Origin of the sequence: Cellulomonas sp. NS3, from assembly GCF_024757985.1 — a bacterium.
Lineage (GTDB): Bacteria > Actinomycetota > Actinomycetes > Actinomycetales > Cellulomonadaceae > Cellulomonas_A.
The window spans coordinates 1139045-1155489 of the sequence record NZ_CP103289.1 but is presented as its reverse complement, the minus strand read 5'-3'; the positions used below and the strand labels follow the sequence as shown (position 1 = coordinate 1155489).

15 protein-coding genes and 2 pseudogenes are annotated in these 16445 nt (G+C 75.9%); 2 read left to right on the top strand and 15 right to left on the bottom strand.

Going from position 1 to position 16445, the window contains the following annotated elements; all coding sequences use genetic code 11:
* Window positions 1–34: 34 nt before the first annotated feature.
* From NXY84_RS05485 to NXY84_RS05455, 7 genes and pseudogenes are all read right to left on the bottom strand, one after another.
* Window positions 35–895 (bottom strand): annotated as a pseudogene (locus NXY84_RS05485) (sulfurtransferase); the annotation flags it as partial.
* Window positions 896–1048: 153 nt separating this feature from the next.
* Window positions 1049–1483, bottom strand: a pseudogene (gene rimI, locus NXY84_RS05480) (ribosomal protein S18-alanine N-acetyltransferase); the annotation flags it as partial.
* Window positions 1480–2202, bottom strand: a complete 723-nt coding sequence (tsaB, locus tag NXY84_RS05475) for a tRNA (adenosine(37)-N6)-threonylcarbamoyltransferase complex dimerization subunit type 1 TsaB (RefSeq protein ID WP_258726114.1) — start codon at window positions 2200–2202, stop codon at window positions 1480–1482. The gene tsaB and the pseudogene rimI, both read right to left, overlap by 4 nt.
* 96 nt (window positions 2203–2298) lie before the next feature.
* Entirely contained in the window at window positions 2299–2862 is a 564-nt protein-coding gene (gene tsaE, locus NXY84_RS05470) for a tRNA (adenosine(37)-N6)-threonylcarbamoyltransferase complex ATPase subunit type 1 TsaE (RefSeq protein WP_258726113.1), read from the bottom strand.
* Window positions 2859–4160, bottom strand: a complete 1302-nt coding sequence (gene alr / locus NXY84_RS05465) for an alanine racemase (protein ID WP_258726112.1) — start codon at window positions 4158–4160, stop codon at window positions 2859–2861. Before alr ends, tsaE begins: the two co-directional genes overlap by 4 nt.
* Before the next feature lie 73 nt (window positions 4161–4233).
* Window positions 4234–4848, bottom strand: coding sequence for a nucleoside/nucleotide kinase family protein (locus NXY84_RS05460; RefSeq protein ID WP_258726111.1), 615 nt, complete (start codon window positions 4846–4848; stop codon window positions 4234–4236).
* On the bottom strand, window positions 4845–6443 hold the full coding sequence (locus NXY84_RS05455; protein WP_258726110.1) for a bifunctional ADP-dependent NAD(P)H-hydrate dehydratase/NAD(P)H-hydrate epimerase: 1599 nt from the start codon (window positions 6441–6443) through the stop codon (window positions 4845–4847). The genes NXY84_RS05460 and NXY84_RS05455 overlap by 4 nt, the downstream gene beginning before the upstream one ends.
* Before the next feature lie 203 nt (window positions 6444–6646).
* Between NXY84_RS05455 and NXY84_RS05450 the strand changes: the two genes are divergently transcribed.
* The gene (locus NXY84_RS05450; protein ID WP_258726109.1) at window positions 6647–7633 is read left to right on the top strand and encodes an LLM class F420-dependent oxidoreductase; all 987 of its coding nucleotides are present in this window, start codon (window positions 6647–6649) and stop codon (window positions 7631–7633) included.
* 146 nt (window positions 7634–7779) lie between these two features.
* On the opposite strand, the gene NXY84_RS05445 is transcribed toward NXY84_RS05450, so the two are convergent.
* Both NXY84_RS05445 and glmS read right to left on the bottom strand, forming a co-directional pair.
* Window positions 7780–8139 (bottom strand): holo-ACP synthase, encoded by a 360-nt coding sequence (locus tag NXY84_RS05445; protein WP_258727123.1) that lies wholly within the window; start codon window positions 8137–8139, stop codon window positions 7780–7782.
* Window positions 8140–8233: 94 nt separating this feature from the next.
* Complete coding sequence (gene glmS / locus NXY84_RS05440; RefSeq protein ID WP_258726108.1) at window positions 8234–10090, bottom strand: glutamine--fructose-6-phosphate transaminase (isomerizing); 1857 nt, start codon at window positions 10088–10090, stop codon at window positions 8234–8236.
* 115 nt (window positions 10091–10205) lie between these two features.
* On the opposite strand from glmS, the gene coaA reads away from it, so the two are divergent.
* Window positions 10206–11162 carry a type I pantothenate kinase gene (coaA, locus tag NXY84_RS05435; protein WP_258726107.1) on the top strand — a complete coding sequence of 319 codons (957 nt, stop codon included), beginning with the start codon at window positions 10206–10208 and terminating at the stop codon, window positions 11160–11162.
* 119 nt (window positions 11163–11281) lie between these two features.
* Here coaA and NXY84_RS05430 read toward each other — a convergent pair whose 3' ends face one another.
* From NXY84_RS05430 to rplM, 6 genes are all read right to left on the bottom strand, one after another.
* Window positions 11282–11905, bottom strand: coding sequence for a hypothetical protein (locus tag NXY84_RS05430; RefSeq protein ID WP_258726106.1), 624 nt, complete (start codon window positions 11903–11905; stop codon window positions 11282–11284).
* A 147-nt stretch (window positions 11906–12052) separates the two neighbouring features.
* Window positions 12053–12823 carry a DedA family protein gene (locus NXY84_RS05425; RefSeq protein WP_258726105.1) on the bottom strand — a complete coding sequence of 257 codons (771 nt, stop codon included), beginning with the start codon at window positions 12821–12823 and terminating at the stop codon, window positions 12053–12055.
* Between the two features lie 369 nt (window positions 12824–13192).
* A complete protein-coding gene (locus tag NXY84_RS05420) occupies window positions 13193–13852 on the bottom strand; it encodes a peptide deformylase (RefSeq protein WP_258726104.1) in 660 nt (219 codons plus the stop codon).
* Complete coding sequence (glmM, locus tag NXY84_RS05415) at window positions 13849–15195, bottom strand: phosphoglucosamine mutase (protein WP_258726103.1); 1347 nt, start codon at window positions 15193–15195, stop codon at window positions 13849–13851. The genes NXY84_RS05420 and glmM overlap by 4 nt, the downstream gene beginning before the upstream one ends.
* Before the next feature lie 106 nt (window positions 15196–15301).
* Entirely contained in the window at window positions 15302–15790 is a 489-nt protein-coding gene (gene rpsI / locus NXY84_RS05410; RefSeq protein WP_258726102.1) for a 30S ribosomal protein S9, read from the bottom strand.
* A gap of 44 nt (window positions 15791–15834) precedes the next feature.
* The gene (gene rplM / locus NXY84_RS05405) at window positions 15835–16284 is read right to left on the bottom strand and encodes a 50S ribosomal protein L13 (protein ID WP_258726101.1); all 450 of its coding nucleotides are present in this window, start codon (window positions 16282–16284) and stop codon (window positions 15835–15837) included.
* Window positions 16285–16445 lie beyond the last annotated feature (161 nt).

Below are 16445 nucleotides of genomic sequence, written 5' to 3'. Positions count from 1 at the left end.
CGCTGCGGCGACCGGCCCGAGAACGGCCCGCGCGTCAGCCCGGCTCGGGCCCGGTGGCGGCGGGACGGTCGGGGTCGCTCGACCACTGCGACCACGAACCCGGGTACAGCCGCGCCTCGACGCCGATCGACGCGAGCGCCGCGACCTCGTGCGCCGCGGTCACGCCCGACCCGCAGTAGACGGCGACGTCGCCCGCGCCCGGCCGCACACCGAGGGCCGCGAAGCGCTCGCGCAGCGCGTCGGCGTCGAGGAAGCGACCGTCGGGGCCGAGGTTGCCCGCGGTCGGCGCACTCACCGCGGCCGGGACGTGTCCCGCGCGCGGGTCGACGGGCTCGACCTCACCGCGGTAGCGCTCGGGAGCCCGGGCGTCGAGCAGCGTCCCGGTGCGCGCGAGCGCGGCGGCCTCGTCCGCGTCGACCGTCGGCAGACGCCCCGCCCCGAGCGCGACGTCACCGGGCTCCGGCACGACGTCGCCCTGCTCGAGCGCTCCCCCGGCTGCGACCCACGCGTCGAGCCCGCCGTCGAGCAGCCGCACGTCCGTGAGGCCCGCCCAGCGCAGCAGCCACCACGCGCGCGCGGCGGACATCCCGCCGACCGCGTCGTAGGCGACGACCGGCGTCGTCGCGCGCACGCCCCAGCGGCGGGCCGCCGCCTCGAGGGTCGCGAGGTCCGGCAGCGGGTGGCGGCCGTCCTGCGGCGTCGGGGGCGCGGCCAGCTCGGTCTCGAGGTCGACGTAGACGGCACCGGGCACGTGGCCCGCGCGGTGCTGCTCGGCGCCGTCGGACCGCCCGAGCGCCCAGCGGACGTCGAGCACGACCGGGCGCGCGTCGCCGTCCCGCGCGAGGAGCGCGGCGAGCGCGGCGGCGGTGACGAGGACCGCGGACCGGGCGGCGTCGGCGGGGACGGGCCCGGCGTCGGCATCGTCGGCGGCCGCACCCGGAACCGCGCCCGCGGCCGCACCCGCACCCGAGCCCGCGCCCGAGCTCGCGCCCGCGCCCTGACCGTCCGGGACGGCGACCGCGTCGAGCGCGAGGCCCATCGTCCACGCGTCGACGTTCTCGGGCTGGTAGTACCCGCGGCGGCGGCCGAGCCGCGCGAACCCGGCGCGCTCGTAGAGACGGAGCGCGGGCTCGTTGTCGACGCGCACCTCGAGCAGCACGCGCACGGCACCGAGCGCGCGGGCCCGGGCCACGAGCTCGTCGAGCAGCAGGCGCCCGATGCCCTGCCCCTGGTGCGTCGTCGCCGTGCCGATGGTCATGACCTGCGCGTCCTCGCCGTCGAACCACAGCCCCGCGTACCCGACGACCTCACCCTGGGCGTCGCGCGCGCCCACGTACCAGCGGTCCTCGCCCGCAATCTCGTCCGCGAGCGACACGAGCGACCACGCGCCGGCCCCGAAGAGCTCGCGCTCGAGCCGGGCGAGGACGGGGAGGTCCGCGGCCACCAGGCGGTCGACGGTGACGCCCGGGTGCGCGACGGTCATGCCAGCGCGCGCTTGCGCTCGGCCGGCGGGACGGCGTCGGGCCGGCGCAGGTAGAGCGGCTCGGACGGCAGCAGCGTCCCGGCGGGTGCGGCGGCGAGCCGGGCGAGGGCCAGGCGTGCGAGCACCGCCGGGTCGGGGTCCGAAGGCCCGTCGGCGGCGGGCGGGAGCTCGGCGGCGTACTGCTGGGCCCCGCGTCCGACGACGACCGCACCGTCCGCACGTCCCTCGGCGGCGACCGAGGCGGCGCTGCCGACGGACGGTCCGGCGACGAGCTCGACGAGCGCGCCGGGGCCCTCGGGAGCCGCCGGGCCGGTCGCCGTGACCCGGTAGCGCGCCCAGTACACCTCGCGGCGCCGGGCGTCGGTCGCGACGAGCACCTCGTCGCCGGCCGCGAGCCCGAGCCGGTCGGCGGCCTCGGCGGCGAGCGCGTCGAGGCTGCTCACCCCGTGCACCGGGATCCCGAGCGCGAGCGCGAGCGTCCGTGCCGTGACGAGCCCGACCCGCAGGCCGGTGTACGGCGCCGGACCCGTGCCCGCGACGACCGCGGTGACCCGGGTGCGGTCGACGCCGGCCTCGGTGAGGACGGCGTCGATCATCGGGGCGAGGAGCTCGGCGTGGTGGCGCTGCTCGGGGGCGGACCGCGCGGCGAGCGTGCGGCCGGCCGCGTCGGTCAGCGCGACGGCGACGGAGCTGGACGTGTCGAGGGCGAGGACGGGCACGGGTCCAGCATCCCATCCCCGGCCCGGTGGCTGCGGGCCGGGCGCTCGGGTCGCAGGGACGCGACGGCCGCGCACGTCACCGGGGCGGTGCGGGCGTCACCCCGGCAGCGCGACGCCTGCCCAGCGCTCCCCCACGGCCGTCACCGTGACGGTGCGCACGCCCGCGGAGGGGTCGTCGTCCGAGCCGGTCGCCGCGTCGCCGCGCGGCCGGCGCAGCGCGATCTCGAGCCGGTCCTGCGCGAGCGCCTCGACGAGCCCCTCGCCCCACTCGACCACGGTCACGGACTCGTCGAGGCTCGCGTCGAGGTCGAGCGCGTCGACCTCGTCGAGCGAGCCGAGCCGGTACGCGTCGACGTGCACGAGCGCGGTGCCCGTCGTCGTCACCGTCCCCGTCCGCCCGCCGTCGGCCTCGTCCGCACCCGCACGGGGCAGCGGCGGGTGCACGCGCGCGATGATGAACGTCGGCGACGCGACCTGCCCCCGCACGCCGAGCCCCGCGCCGATGCCCTGCGTGAGCGTCGTCTTCCCGGCGCCGAGGTCGCCCGTGAGGATCACCAGGTCGCCCGCCCGCAGCACCCCCGCGAGCGCCCGGCCGTACGCGCGCGTCGCGTCGGCGTCGGGCAGCTCGACGACGACGCGCTGCTCGCCCGCCCCGCTCACCGGCCGGCCCGCGCGGGCTCGGCCGTCACCGCAGCGCCGGTCACCGGGGGTGGCGGTGGCGCGTCCCCGGCCCCGGGCGTCGTCCGCCCGCCCGGTGCGCCGGAGGCGGCGGCGGGCGTGGCGCCGTCCGCAGCGCCGTCGCCCGCCTGCTCGCTGTCGACGTGCACGCGGGGCACGCGCGCACCGAGGCGCGTGACGATCTCGTAGCTGATGGTCCCCGCGGAGCGCGCCCAGTCCTCGGCGGTCGGGCCGCCGTCCGCGCCGGTGCCGAACAGCACGACGGGGTCGCCCGGCTGCTCGCCGGCGCCCGGCCCGAGGTCGAGCACGACCTGGTCCATGCACACCCGGCCCGCGATCGGCACGCGCCGGCCGCGCACGAGGACCGGCGCGCCGGGGTGCCCGGGGCCGCCCGACGCGTGGCGCGGGACGCCGTCCGCGTACCCGACCGGGACGACGCCGAGCACCGTGCGCGTCGACGTCGTGTAGGCGTGCGCGTACGAGACGCCCTGGCCGGCGCCCACGGTCTTCACGGTCGCGAGCGCGGCCTCGAACGTCATCGCCGGCACGAGCCCGTAGTCCGCGGGGCCGCCGAGCTGCGGCACGGGCGAGAGCCCGTACACCGCGATGCCGGGGCGTACCAGGTCGTAGTGCACCGCGGGGCTCGTGAGCGTCGCCGCGGAGTTCGCGAGGTGGCGGACCTCGAGGTGGGCGCCACGGGACTCCGCGAGGCGCACCGCGTCGGCGAACACCTCCGCCTGGGCGAGCACCGTGGGGTGCGTCGGCTCGTCGGCGAACGCCAGGTGCGACCAGATGCCGACGACCTCGACCGCGCCCTCGGCCTGCGCGCGGAGGGCGGCGTCCAGGACGTCCGGCAGGTCGGCGGGGGTCAGGCCGTTGCGGCCCAGCCCGGTGTCGACCTTGAGGTGCACGCGCGCGGTGCGGCCCGTGCGTCGTGCCGCGTCGACGACCGCGTCGAGGGCCCACGCGCCGGCGACCGAGACGTCGACGTCCGCCTCGAGCAGCGCGGCGAACGGGGCGCCGGGGGCGTGCAGCCACGTCAGGAGGCGACCGCCGACGCCCGCGGCCCGCAGCTCGAGCGCCTCGGCGGCCTGCGCGGCGCCGAGCCACGTCGCTCCCCCGGCGAGCGCCGCGCGTGCGCTCGGGACCAGGCCGTGACCGTACGCGTCGGCCTTGACCACGGCCATGACCTGCGCACCGGGCGCGTGCTGCGCGAGCGCGCGGACGTTCCCGCGGATCGCGGCGAGGTCGACGACGGCACGGGCGGGGTAGTCGCTCACCCGCCCAGTCTCCCACCGGTCGACGACCGCACGCGGTCACCCGGCGCGGGCCCGGCGCGTCCGGGGTGGCCCGTCAGGCCCGGACGACCACGTCCGCGCGCCCCCGCGTCCCGGCGACGAGCCGGGCGTTGCGCTCGTCGGGCCCGTGCGCCCACGCGCGCGCCGCGTCGGGGTCTTTGCCGAACCGCTCGTGCCGCGCGACGAGCCGGCTCAGGCGCACGTCGTCGTCGGGCTCCACGAACCACGCCTCGTCGAGCAGCGCGCGCACCGGCCCGAACCCCGCGTCGTCGAGCAGCAGGTAGTTGCCCTCCGTGACGACCAGCGGCGTGGTCGCCGGGACGGCGATGGCCCCCGCGACGCCGTTGCGCAGGTCGCGCCGGTACTCGGGGGCGTACACGACGTCGTCGCGCACGTCGCGCAGCCGGCGCAGCAGCGCGACGTAACCGGCCGCGTCGAACGTGTCCGGGGCGCCCTTGCGGTCCGCGCACCCGAGCCGCTCGAGCTCGGTCTGCGCGAGGTGGAACCCGTCCATCGGGACGACGACGCACTGCGCGCCGAACGTCGCGGCGAGCTCCGCGGACAGCGTCGACTTGCCCGCGCCGGGTGCGCCCGCGATCCCGAGCAGCTGTCGCCCGCCACGCCCGAGCAGCGCCCGCACCCGGTCCGCGAGCGCGTCGGTGAGGATCACGACGCGAGCAGCTCGGCGACGGTCCGGGGCAGCGCCTCGGCGACCGCGAGCGCCGCGACCGGGCCCCCCGGGTTCGCGACGTGCGCCGCGCGGCCGTGCACGAGCGCCGCGCACGCCGCGAGCGCCGCGACCAGCGACGGCTCGCCCGCGAGGTCCTGCGCCCGGCCGGCGAGCAGCGCGCCGAGCACGCCGGCGAGGACGTCGCCCGCACCGGCGGTCGCGAGCCACGAAGGGCCGTCGGCCTGCGCGTACACGGCGTCGTCCGGACCGACGACGAGCGTCGTGGCGCCCTTGAGCAGGACGGTCGCCCGCGTGAGCTCCCGGGCACGGCGCGCCCAGCGCAGCGGCTCCGCCTCGACCTGCGCGCGGTCGACGTCCTCGCCGCGCGCGCTCAGCAGCGTCGCGAGCTCCCCGGCGTGCGGGGTCAGCACGACCCACGGGGCGAGGCGCTCGGGCAGCAGGGTCAGGGCGCCCGCGTCGACGACGGCCGGCAGCTCCTGGGCGAGCACGCCCGCGAGCGCGCCGTGCACCCGCTCGGCCTGCGCCGAGTCGGTCGGGTCGACGCCGGGGCCCAGCACCCACGCCTGGACGCGTCCGTCCCCGGCGACGACCTCGGGCCGGTGCGAGACGACGGCCGCGGTGACCCCGGGCGACCCGAGGTAGCGGACCATGCCCACCCCGGCGTGCACCGCGGCGGACACGGTGAGCACGGCGGCACCCGGGTACGCGGGGGTCCCGGCGACGACGCCGACGACGCCGCGCGTGTACTTGTGCGCTGCACGGCCGGGCGCGGGCCACAGCGCCGCCGCGTCACGGGGCTCGAGGCGCGCGACGGCGGGCCGCGCGCCGCCGAGGTCGAGGCCGATGTCCACCGCCTCCACCCGGCCCGCGGCCGCGCACGCCGGGGGGACGAGCAGCGCGGGCTTCGGGGCCCCGAAGGTCACGGTGACGTCGGCGGGCAGCACCGCGACCGGCTCCCCGGCGGGGGCGTGCCCGGACCCGTTGGACGACCCCGGGCGGGGCACGTCGCCGTCGTCCACCCCGACACCGCTCGGCACGTCGACGGCCACGACGCACGGACCCTCGCCGCGCCCGCCCGCCCGCCCGTCCGTGACGAGCTCGCCGAGCAGCGCGAGCACCTCGGCGCCGGGTCCGCGCACCGCGCTCCGCCCGCCCCGGGCGCCGATGCCGAGCACGCCGTCGAGCACGACGTCCGCCGTGAACGCCTCCGCGATCGCGTCGCCCGGCCACACCCGCGGCCCGGGCCCCCCGTCGGCGACGCTCACGACGCTGCCGCCGGCCGACCGGAGCGCCGCGAGACCGCCCTCGTGCAGCCGCTCGGACGTCGCGACCGCGAGCACGCCGACCCCGCGCCGTGCGAGCAGCGCGCCGGCGTGCAGGGCGTCGCCGCCGTTGTTCCCCCCGCCGGCGAGCACCACGACCCGGCCCCCCGCGACGCGCCCGCGCCGCGCCCGCAGCTCTCGGACGGCCACCCCGGCGAGCGCGAACGCCGCCCGGTCCATCAGCGGCACGCCCGCGGCGAGCAGCGGCTCCTCGGCGGCGCGGACGTCGGCGGCGGTGTAGGCGACGATCACGGGCCCATCTTGGCGGAGTCGAGGGCGCCCCCGCGCGGCGGGCCGCGACGGGACGGTCGCCGCTGCTCCCCGCACCGCGGGACGCGTCGCGCGTGCACGGCGGCGGGTGCACGGTCGCGGGTGCGGCAGACCGGGTTCTCGAGGGGCGGACACCACGGGCGCCCGACGGGCGCGCGCCGGGCCCGGCGGTAGGTTCTGGTCTCATGCGCTTCGGACTCTTCATCCCCCAGGGCTGGCGGCAGGACCTCACCGGGATCGCCACGGCCGACCACTGGAACGTCATGAACGGGCTCGCCCAGCACGCCGACACCGGCGACGTCTGGGAGTCCATCTGGGTCTACGACCACTTCCACGCCGTCCCCGAGCCCAACGGGGAGGCCACGCACGAGGCGTGGAGCCTCATCAACGCCTACGCGGCGAGCACCCGCCGGGTCCGCCTCGGCCAGATGTGCACGTGCATGGCCTACCGCAACCCCGCGTACCTCGCGAAGGTCGCCGCGACCGCCGACGTCATCAGCGGCGGCCGCGTCGAGATGGGCATCGGCGCCGGCTGGTACGAGCACGAGTGGCGCGCGTACGGCTACGGGTTCCCGCGCGCCGGGGAGCGGCTCGCGATGCTCGACGAGGGCGTGCAGATCTTCAAGCAGCTCTGGACGAACGGCACGGCCACGCTCGACGGGACGCACTACCAGGTCGACGGCGCGCAGCTCTCGCCGCTGCCGCTGCAGACCGACGGCCCGCCGCTGTGGATCGCGGGCGGCGGCGAGCAGAAGACGCTGCGCATCGCCGCCGAGCACGCGCAGTACACGAACTTCGACGGGACGCCCGAGACGTTCGCACACAAGTCCGAGGTCCTGCGCGGGCACTGCGACGCCCTCGGGCGGCCGTTCGAGGAGATCACGCGCTCGGCCAACTACAACGTCGTGATCGGCGCGACCGAGGCCGAGGTGGACGACCGCATCGCGTGGGCCGAGGAGCACTACGCGCTCACGGTCCCGAACAAGGCTCCGGAGCTCGCCCAGCAGCTGCGGCACGGCCCGCTCGTCGGGACGCCCGAGCAGATCGTCGACAAGCTCCGCGAGCTCGAGGGTCTCGGGATGACCTACGCCATCACGTACTTCGCCGAGGCCGCCTACGACCGCTCGGGCATCGAGCTGTTCGAGCGCGAGGTCGTCCCCGCGCTGCGCTGACCGGCGTCGCCGACCCGCACCGCCCGGCCGGGCCGCTCTCCTGCGGGAGGGCGGCCCGCGTCGTGCCGGGACCGGGCCCGGACCGGCGTGGGCCGCCACCCGGCGTCAGCGCCGGGCCTCGCACGTCGGCCCGTCGCGCCCGGAGGTCAGACCGGGTCGCGCTCCGCGACCACGACCGCCGACGCGATGCCCGCGTCGTGCGAGATCGACAGGTGGAACCGCGCGACCCCGAGCTCGTCGGCGCGTGCCGCGACCGTCCCGACCACCTCGACGACGGGTTGCTGACCAGGGACGCGCCGGACCGTGGCGTCCTGCCAGCTCATCCCCGCGGGAGCCCCGAGCGACTTGGCGATCGCCTCCTTGGCGGCGAACCGGGCGGCGAGCGACGCGGGCGGCAGGTGCCGCTCGTCGGGCGTGAACAGCCGCTCGAGCAGGCCGGGGGCACGCTCGAGCGTCGCCACGAACCGTGTGACGTCGACCACGTCGATCCCGACGCCGACGATCACCGGGCGGCCCGCGCAGGGCGAGCCGGCCGGTCCCGCCACGCGGGGCTCGCGAGCGGGGCGGCAGCGACCGCCGGCCCCCGCCCGCGGCCCGCGCTCACTCGACCGTGACCGACTTCGCGAGGTTGCGCGGCTGGTCGACGTCCAGCCCGCGCGCGGTCGCGAGCTCGCACGCGAAGATCTGCAGCGGCACCACCGCGAGCAGCGGCGCGAGCAGCACGGGCGACTGCGGCACGTAGAACACCTCGTCGGCGAACGGCCGCACGTCCTCGTCGCCGTCCTCGGCGACAACGAGCGTGCGGGCGCCGCGCGCGCGGATCTCCTGGATGTTCGAGACGACCTTCGAGTGCAGCGAGTCCCGCCCGCGCGGCGACGGCACGATCACGAAGACCGGCTGCCCCGGCTCGATGAGCGCGATCGGACCGTGCTTGAGCTCGCCGGCCGCGAAGCCCTCCGCGTGGATGTACGCGAGCTCCTTGAGCTTGAGCGCACCCTCGAGCGCGACGGGGAACCCGACGTGCCGGCCGAGGAACAGCACCGACGACGTGTCCGCCATCCAGCGGGCGATCTCGCGGACCCGGCCGGCACGGTCGAGCACCTGCTGGATCTTGTCGGGCATCTGGCGCAGGTCCTCGAAGATCTCCGCGATCTCGTCGGGGAACTTGTTGCCGCGCAGCTGCGCGAGGTACAGCCCGAGCAGGTATGCCGCCGTAATCTGCGACAGGAAGGCCTTGGTCGACGCGACCGCGATCTCCGGCCCCGCGTGCGTGTAGAGCACCGCGTCGGACTCGCGCGGGATCGTCGAGCCGTGCGTGTTCACGATCGCGACGACCTTGGCGCCCTGCTCGCGCGCGTGCCGGACCGCCATGAGGGTGTCCATCGTCTCGCCCGACTGCGAGATCGCCACGACGAGGGTCTTCTCGTTGACGACCGGGTCGCGGTACCGGAACTCGTGCGCGAGCTCGACTTCGACCGGGATGCGGCACCAGTGCTCGATCGCGTACTTGGCGACGTGCCCGGCGTACGCGGCGGTGCCGCACGCGATCACGATGATCTTGTCCACCGACCGCAGCACCGACTCGTCGATGCGCAGGTCGTCGAGCACGAGCCGGCCCTGGAGGTCGGTCCGGCCGAGGAGCGTGTCCGCGACGGCCTGCGGCTGGTCGTGGATCTCCTTGTCCATGAACGAGGCGAAGCCGCCCTTCTCGGCGGCGGCAGCGTCCCAGTCGACGGTGTAGCGGCGGCCCTGCGCGGGGCGGCCCTCGAAGTCGGTGACCTCGACGGAGGTCGACGTGATCGTCACGACCTGGTCCTGACCGAGCTCGAGCGCCTCCTTCGTGTGCGCGATGAACGCCGCCACGTCGGACCCGAGGAAGTTCTCGCCCTCGCCGAGACCCACCACGAGCGGGGAGTCGTGCCGTGCGCCGACGACCACGTCGGGCAGGTCGGCGTGCACCGCGAGGAGGGTGAACGTGCCGTGCAGGCGGCGGACGACCGTCGTCAGCGCCGTGGTGAGGTCGGGCGTCTGCTCGTACTGGCGCGCGACGAGGTGCGCGACGACCTCGGTGTCGGTCTCCGACTGGAACTCCACCCCGGCGGCGAGCAGCTCGGCCTTGAGCGCGACGTAGTTCTCGACGATGCCGTTGTGGATGAGCGCGAGCTTGCCGACGACGTGCGGGTGCGCGTTGACGTCGTTCGGCGCACCGTGCGTGGCCCAGCGGGTGTGACCGATCGCGGCGGTCGACTCGCACAGGGGCTCTGCGTCGAGGACCTCGACGAGGTTCGCGAGCTTGCCCGCCTTCTTCGCGCTCGTCAGGGTCCCGTCCCCGCACGTGAGCGCCACACCTGCTGAGTCGTAGCCCCGGTACTCGAGGCGTCGCAGCCCCTCGAGCACGACGTCGAGCGGACGGCCGCTCGGATCCTGGCTGCCGACGTATCCCACGATTCCGCACATGGGGGCGAGTCTACGGGCGCGCAGGTGGGACTCATGGTGATCTCCGGCACGTGCGGGCGCGCGGCCCGGTCGGACGCGCCGGGCGGCACGGCCCCGTCCGGCAGAATGGCTCCTCGTGGCCCCCTCCGCCCTCGCGCCGTCGTCCCCGTACGTCGACCTCGACCGGTCCGCGTGGGCACGGCTGAGCGAGTCCACCCCGCTGCCGCTCACCGACGCCGACGTCACGCGGCTGCGCGGGCTCGGCGACCCGATCGACCTCGCCGAGGTGGACGCGGTCTACCGGCCCCTCTCGCGGCTGCTCGACCTGTACGTCGGCGCGACGCGCGGCCTGCACGAGGCGTCGAGCACGTTCCTGCGCGAGGACACCGGCAGCACGCCGTACGTCATCGGCGTCGCGGGGTCGGTGGCGGTCGGCAAGTCGACGACCGCGCGGCTGCTGCGCGAGCTCATGGCGCGCTGGCCCGCGACCCCGCGCGTCGAGCTCCTCACCACCGACGGGTTCCTCTACCCGAACGCCGAGCTCGAGCGCCGCGGGCTCATGGACCGCAAGGGCTTCCCGGAGTCCTACGACCGGCGCGCGCTCGTGCGGTTCCTGACCAAGGTCAAGGCCGGCCGCGCCGAGGTCCGCGCACCCGTGTACGACCACCTGACGTACGACATCGTGCCGGGCGCCGAGGTCGTGGTGCGGCGCCCGGACGTGCTCATCGTCGAGGGTCTCAACGTGCTGCAGCCGGCCCGCCCGTCGCTCGACGGGGGCGTGTCCAACCTCGCCGTGAGCGACTTCTTCGACTTCTCGATCTACGTCGACGCCCGCACCGCGGACGTCCGCCAGTGGTACGTCGACCGGTTCCTGTCGCTGCGGGCGACCGCGTTCGCCCGTCCCGAGTCGTACTTCCACCGGTACGCGTCGCTCTCGGACGACGAGGCCGTGACGCGCGCCGAGGCGATCTGGGACGCGATCAACGCCCCGAATCTCGAGCGGAACATCGTGCCGACCCGCAGCCGCGCGACGCTCGTGCTCACCAAGGGGCCGGACCACGCGGTCCAGCGCGTCCGGCTCCGCAAGCTCTGAGGGGCCCGGCGCGGCGCACGACCGGGGCGGCGCGTGCACCGTTGCGGCACGCGACCCGCGCGGCGCACGACCGGTGAGCGGCGGCCGCCGTCAGGGCGTGCGGCGGCCCGCGAGCACCGTCACGGCGTCGGCGTCGCGGTGACCCGCGCGGCGAGCAGGTCGACCGGGAAGTGCTCCTCACCCGTCGTGTCGAGCTGCTCGACGGCCGTGGTGACCTGCTCGATCGGCGCGCCGCACGCGTCGACGGGGCGGTGCGCCCGCACCGCCCGCCCGAGCGCGTCGACGAGCCACAGCTCCCACGCGGGGAACACCGGGGCCGCGCACGCCTGGTCGGCGCGCACCGTCTCCGACGGCCGCTCGAGCGCCTCGAGCAGCGGCGCGAGGTCGCCCTCGAGCTGCCGCACGGTGACGGCGGCCCACACGCCGTCGGCGTCCGTGAGCCGCTCCCCGCTCATGCACTGGACGGCGCTGACGGGCGTGAACGTCTCGGGGACGGCACCCGGCTCGGGGACGTCCGGGTGCGCGGTGCCCGACGCGTCGTCGGCGCGCAGCCCGAGCGACGCGATGACCTGGGGTGCGAGGCAGTCGGCCCGCGGCGCCGTCTCGGCCTCGGCCGGGAGCGGGTCGCCCGCACCCGCGCAGCCGGCGAGGACGGTCGTGCACGCGAGCGCGGTGCCGCCGACGAGCGCGACGAGGCGCCGTCGAGGGCTGCCTCGCCCACGCCCCTCGTGTCGTCGTCGCATGCCGAAACCCCCGCTCGCCCCCTGCCGGCCCGCGCACCGAGGGAGCACCTCGAAGGTGGTCCGGTGGGCGGGAGGGGCGACAGCGGTGTCGTCCCATGACCAGCGTAGGACGGACCCCGGCGGAGGGCGCCGGACGAGACCAGATCGTTAACCCGGGTGAGCGGATCGTTGCGGAGACGTGACCGGCCGGGCCGTGCGGGGGTCGACCCCGGCGGTCACGTGCGTCTCGTGCAGCAGCGGCCCTGCCGGACCGGCGTCCGCCGCGGGGTCGTCGGCCAGGTCCGGCGTCGGGGCGAGGTCGCCCAGGACGCTCTGCTCGATGACGGGGACGCCCGGCCGCAGCCACCGGCGCAGGAGCCAGTCGATGAGCAGGCCCAGGACGACGCCGACCACGACACCGGCCACGACGGCGATGACCGGGTGGTCGTGCAGCCAGGCCCCCGCACCGACGCCGATCGCCGTCCCGTAGACGGCCCACGTCAGCGCGGCGAGCGCGGTCAGGGCGACGAAGCGGCGGCGGCGGTAGCCCAGCGCGCCGGCCGTCATGTTCACGGCGACCCGTCCCACGGGGATGTACCGCGCGGCGAGGATGAACGACGAGCCACGGTTCGCGAGCGCGTGCTCGGCCCACGCCAGCGTCGCCCGGCCACGCCTGCCCCGCAGGAACCGGACGCGTCGCACGTCGACGCGGCTGCCGATCGCGTAGGCGATCTGGTCACCCGTGAACGCTCCGGCTGCGGCCGACGCGACGAGGAGCCCCAGGTTCGGCCCGTCCCCGACCATCGCCGTCGCCGCGACGGCGATCACGACGGACTCGCTCGGGATCGGCGGGAAGAACCCGTCGATCGTCGCGAACACGTAGATGCCCAGGTAGATCCACCCGGAGCCCGCGAGCGCGAGGATCCACTCCTCCAGCACCAGTCATCAGCTCCACTAGGTCGTGGCAGCGAAGCCGCCGGTGAGGTCGTCCTGCTCACGGTAGGTCGCCGTCACTGGGCGCCGGAATGGGGGAAGCCCCCCAGACGACCCCCAGCGACCCCCAGGTGGTCCCAGGGTGCGCGCCCTCCGTTCCCCTCGATCCTGCTGGAGAGGAGCGCGGTGACGCCTCCGTCGACCGGATGAGATCGCGTCCAGGACGCTACTCCGAGGGGCCGACAGGCCGACACCTGATACCCCGTCGCACGACCGAGGGCGCCCCAACGTGCGCCGCACAGCACCGCGCGCACCGACCTGGGGCGCGCGTGGTCTCGACCTCGGGTGGTGGCGGGCGCAGCAGCGCCGGGCGCCTCAGCGCAGCGGGAAGCCCAGCGCGCGGGCGGCCGTCTCGGGGCGCGGCTCGCCGGCCCAGCGGGCGCCGAGCTCGTCGGTCCGCGCGAGCGAGCGCAGCTCGGCCCGGTCGAGGTACAGGGTCCCACCGAGGTGGTCCGTCTCGTGCTGCACGATGCGCGCGGGCCAGCCCGTGAGCACCTCGTCGAGCGCGCTCCCCGCCTCGTCGGCGCCCGTGAGGCGGACCGAGCGGTGCCGCGCCACGACGGCCTGGTAGCCGACGACGCTCAGGCAGCCCTCGTAGAAGGACACGCGCTCGTCGCCGACCGCCTCGTACCGCGGGTTCACCAGGACGCGGAACGGCAGGCGCGGACGCTCACGCACCTGCTCGACGTCGGGGTCGAGCATGCCCGGGTCCTCCACGACAGCAAGGGCGAGCGACAGCCCGATCTGCGGTGCGGCGAGCCCGACGCCCGGGGCGGCGTGCATCGTGCGGCGCATGAGCTCGACGAGCGCGCCGAGCTCGGCCGCGTCCAGCTGACCGTCGTACGGCTCGGCCACGGCGCGGAGCACGGGCTGGCCGGCCTGCACGATGGGGACGACGCCGTCCTGGGCGGCGTCGAGCAGGCGGTGGACCTGCTCGCGCAGCAGCGCCGCCGCCCCGGACGGCGTCCCGCTCACAGCGCGAGCTGCGCGCGCACGACGTCCGCGAGGCCGTTCGCGATGCGCTCGGCGTCGTCCTGGCTCGCGGCCTCGACCATGACCCGCACGAGCGGCTCGGTGCCCGAGGGACGCAGCAGCACGCGCCCGGTGTCGCCGAGCTCGACCTCCGCGGCCCGGACGGCGCCCGCGAGCACCTCGTCGGTCGAGGCGCGAGCCCGGTCGACGCGCGGCACGTTGACGAGCGTCTGCGGGAGCCGCTGGACGACCGAAGCAAGCTGCTCGAGCTTCTGGCCCGTCCCGGCGACGCGCGCCGCGAGCTGGAGCGCCGTCAGCACGCCGTCTCCCGTCGTCGCGTGCTGGGCGAGGATGACGTGGCCCGACTGCTCGCCGCCGAGCGCGTACCCGCCCGCGCGCATCTCCTCGAGCACGTACCGGTCGCCGACGGCCGTCTCGATCGTGCGGATGCCGGCCGCGGTCATCGCGAGCCGCAGGCCCAGGTTGCTCATCACCGTGACGACGAGGGTGTCGTCGGTCAGGGTGCCCCGCTCCCGCATCGCGACGGCGAGCGTCCCGAGGATCTGGTCGCCGTCGACGAGCGCACCCGTGTGGTCGACCGCGAGGCACCGGTCCGCGTCGCCGTCGAACGCGACGCCGAGGTCCGCGCCGGAGGCCACGACCGCGGCCTGGAGCTGCTCGGGGTGCGTCGAGCCGCACTTCTCGTTGATGTTGCGCCCGTCCGGGGACGCGTTGATGACGACGACGTCGGCGCCGGCGGCACGCAGCGCGGCCGGGCCGACCTCGCTCGCCGCACCGTTCGCGCAGTCGACCGCGATGCGCAGGCCCGCGAGGCTCACGTCGATCGTCGAGACGAGGTGCTCGACGTAGTCGGCCCCCGCCTGCCCGTTGTCCATCCGGATACGCCCGACGGCGGCACCGACCGGTCGCTCCCAGTCCTCCCGCAGGCGGGCCTCGATCGCGACCTCGAGCTCGTCGTCGAGCTTGTGGCCCCCGCGCGCGAGGAACTTGATGCCGTTGTCCGGCATCGGGTTGTGCGACGCCGACAGCATCACGCCGAGGTCCACGTCCAGCGTCGCCGTGAGGAACGCGACGGCGGGCGTCGGCAGCACGCCGACGTTGAGCACGTCGACCCCGGCGCTCGCGAGCCCGGCGGCGACCGCGGCGCTGAGGAACTCCCCGGAGGCGCGGGAGTCGCGGCCGATCACGGCGCGCGGGCGGTGCCCCTCGAACTCGCCCAGGGAGCCCAGCACGTGCGCGGCGGCCACGGACAGGTCGAGCGCGAGCTCGGCCGTCACGTCCCGGTTCGCGAGGCCACGGACCCCGTCGGTCCCGAACAGACCCATCAGATCACTCCTTCGTCGTGCGTCGTGCGGTGCCGGTCGGCTCGTGAGACGCCGATGGCCCCGATGGTCTGGTGACCGTCGGGGCCATCGGGCCACGGCTGAGGGATCAGCGCTTGGAGTACTGGGGCGCCTTGCGGGCCTTCTTGAGACCCGCCTTCTTGCGCTCGACGACCCGCGCGTCACGCGTCAGGAAGCCGGCCTTCTTGAGCGCCGGGCGGTTCGAGTCGGCGTCGATCGCGTTGAGCGCGCGGGCGATGCCGAGGCGCAGCGCGCCGGCCTGGCCCGAGACGCCGCCGCCGGTGATGCGCGCGACGATGTCGAAGCGGCCCTCGACGTCGACGAGCTTGAGCGGCGAGTTGACGAGCTGCTGGTGCACCTTGTTCGGGAAGTAGTCCTCGAGGGTGCGGCCGTTGATCTTCCACTGCCCGGTGCCGGGCACGAGGCGCACGCGGGCGATGGCCTCCTTGCGGCGGCCGAGGGCCTGGCCGGGAGCGGTGATGCTCTGGCCGCGGCCCGTGGGCGCAGCGGTCTCGGAGGTGTAGCTGGTGGGCGTGTCGTCGCCCTCAAGGTCGATGTCGACCGTGGTCTCGGCCACTGGTGTGTCCTCGCGTCCTGTCTGGGTGGCTGGCTGCAGCAGGCTCAGGCCTGCTGAGCGACCTGGGTGATCTCGAAGGGCTTCGGCTGCTGGGCCGCGTGGGGGTGCTCCGCGCCGACGTACACCTTCAGCTTGCTCAGCTGAGCGCGCGAGAGGGAGTTCTTCGGGAGCATGCCGCGCACGGCCTTCTCGATCGCCCGCTCGGGGTGCTTGTCGAGGAGGTCGGCGTACGCGGTGGCACGCAGGCCACCCGGGTAACCGGAGTGGCGGTAGGCAAGCTTGGTCTCACGCTTGTTGCCCGTGAGGGCCACCTTGCCCGCGTTGATGACGACGACGAAGTCGCCACCGTCGACGTGCGGGGCGAAGGTCGCCTTGTGCTTGCCGCGCAGCAGCGTGGCCACGTGGGTGGCGAGGCGGCCCAGGACGACATCGGTCGCGTCGATGACGTACCAGTTCCGCTCGACGTCGCCGGGCTTCGGGGTGTACGTGCGCACGGTCTAAGCCTTCGTCTCGTGTTGCTGAATGTGTTCACGGCGTGGGACCACAGGGGGTCCCGCCGATGAGTGCTGTCGGTGGAGCATCCCTGGCCGGCGAGTGGGATCGCACCGGCACGACCGCCCGTGCTGGACCCGGCGGGAGCAGGTAGCGGCTGCTC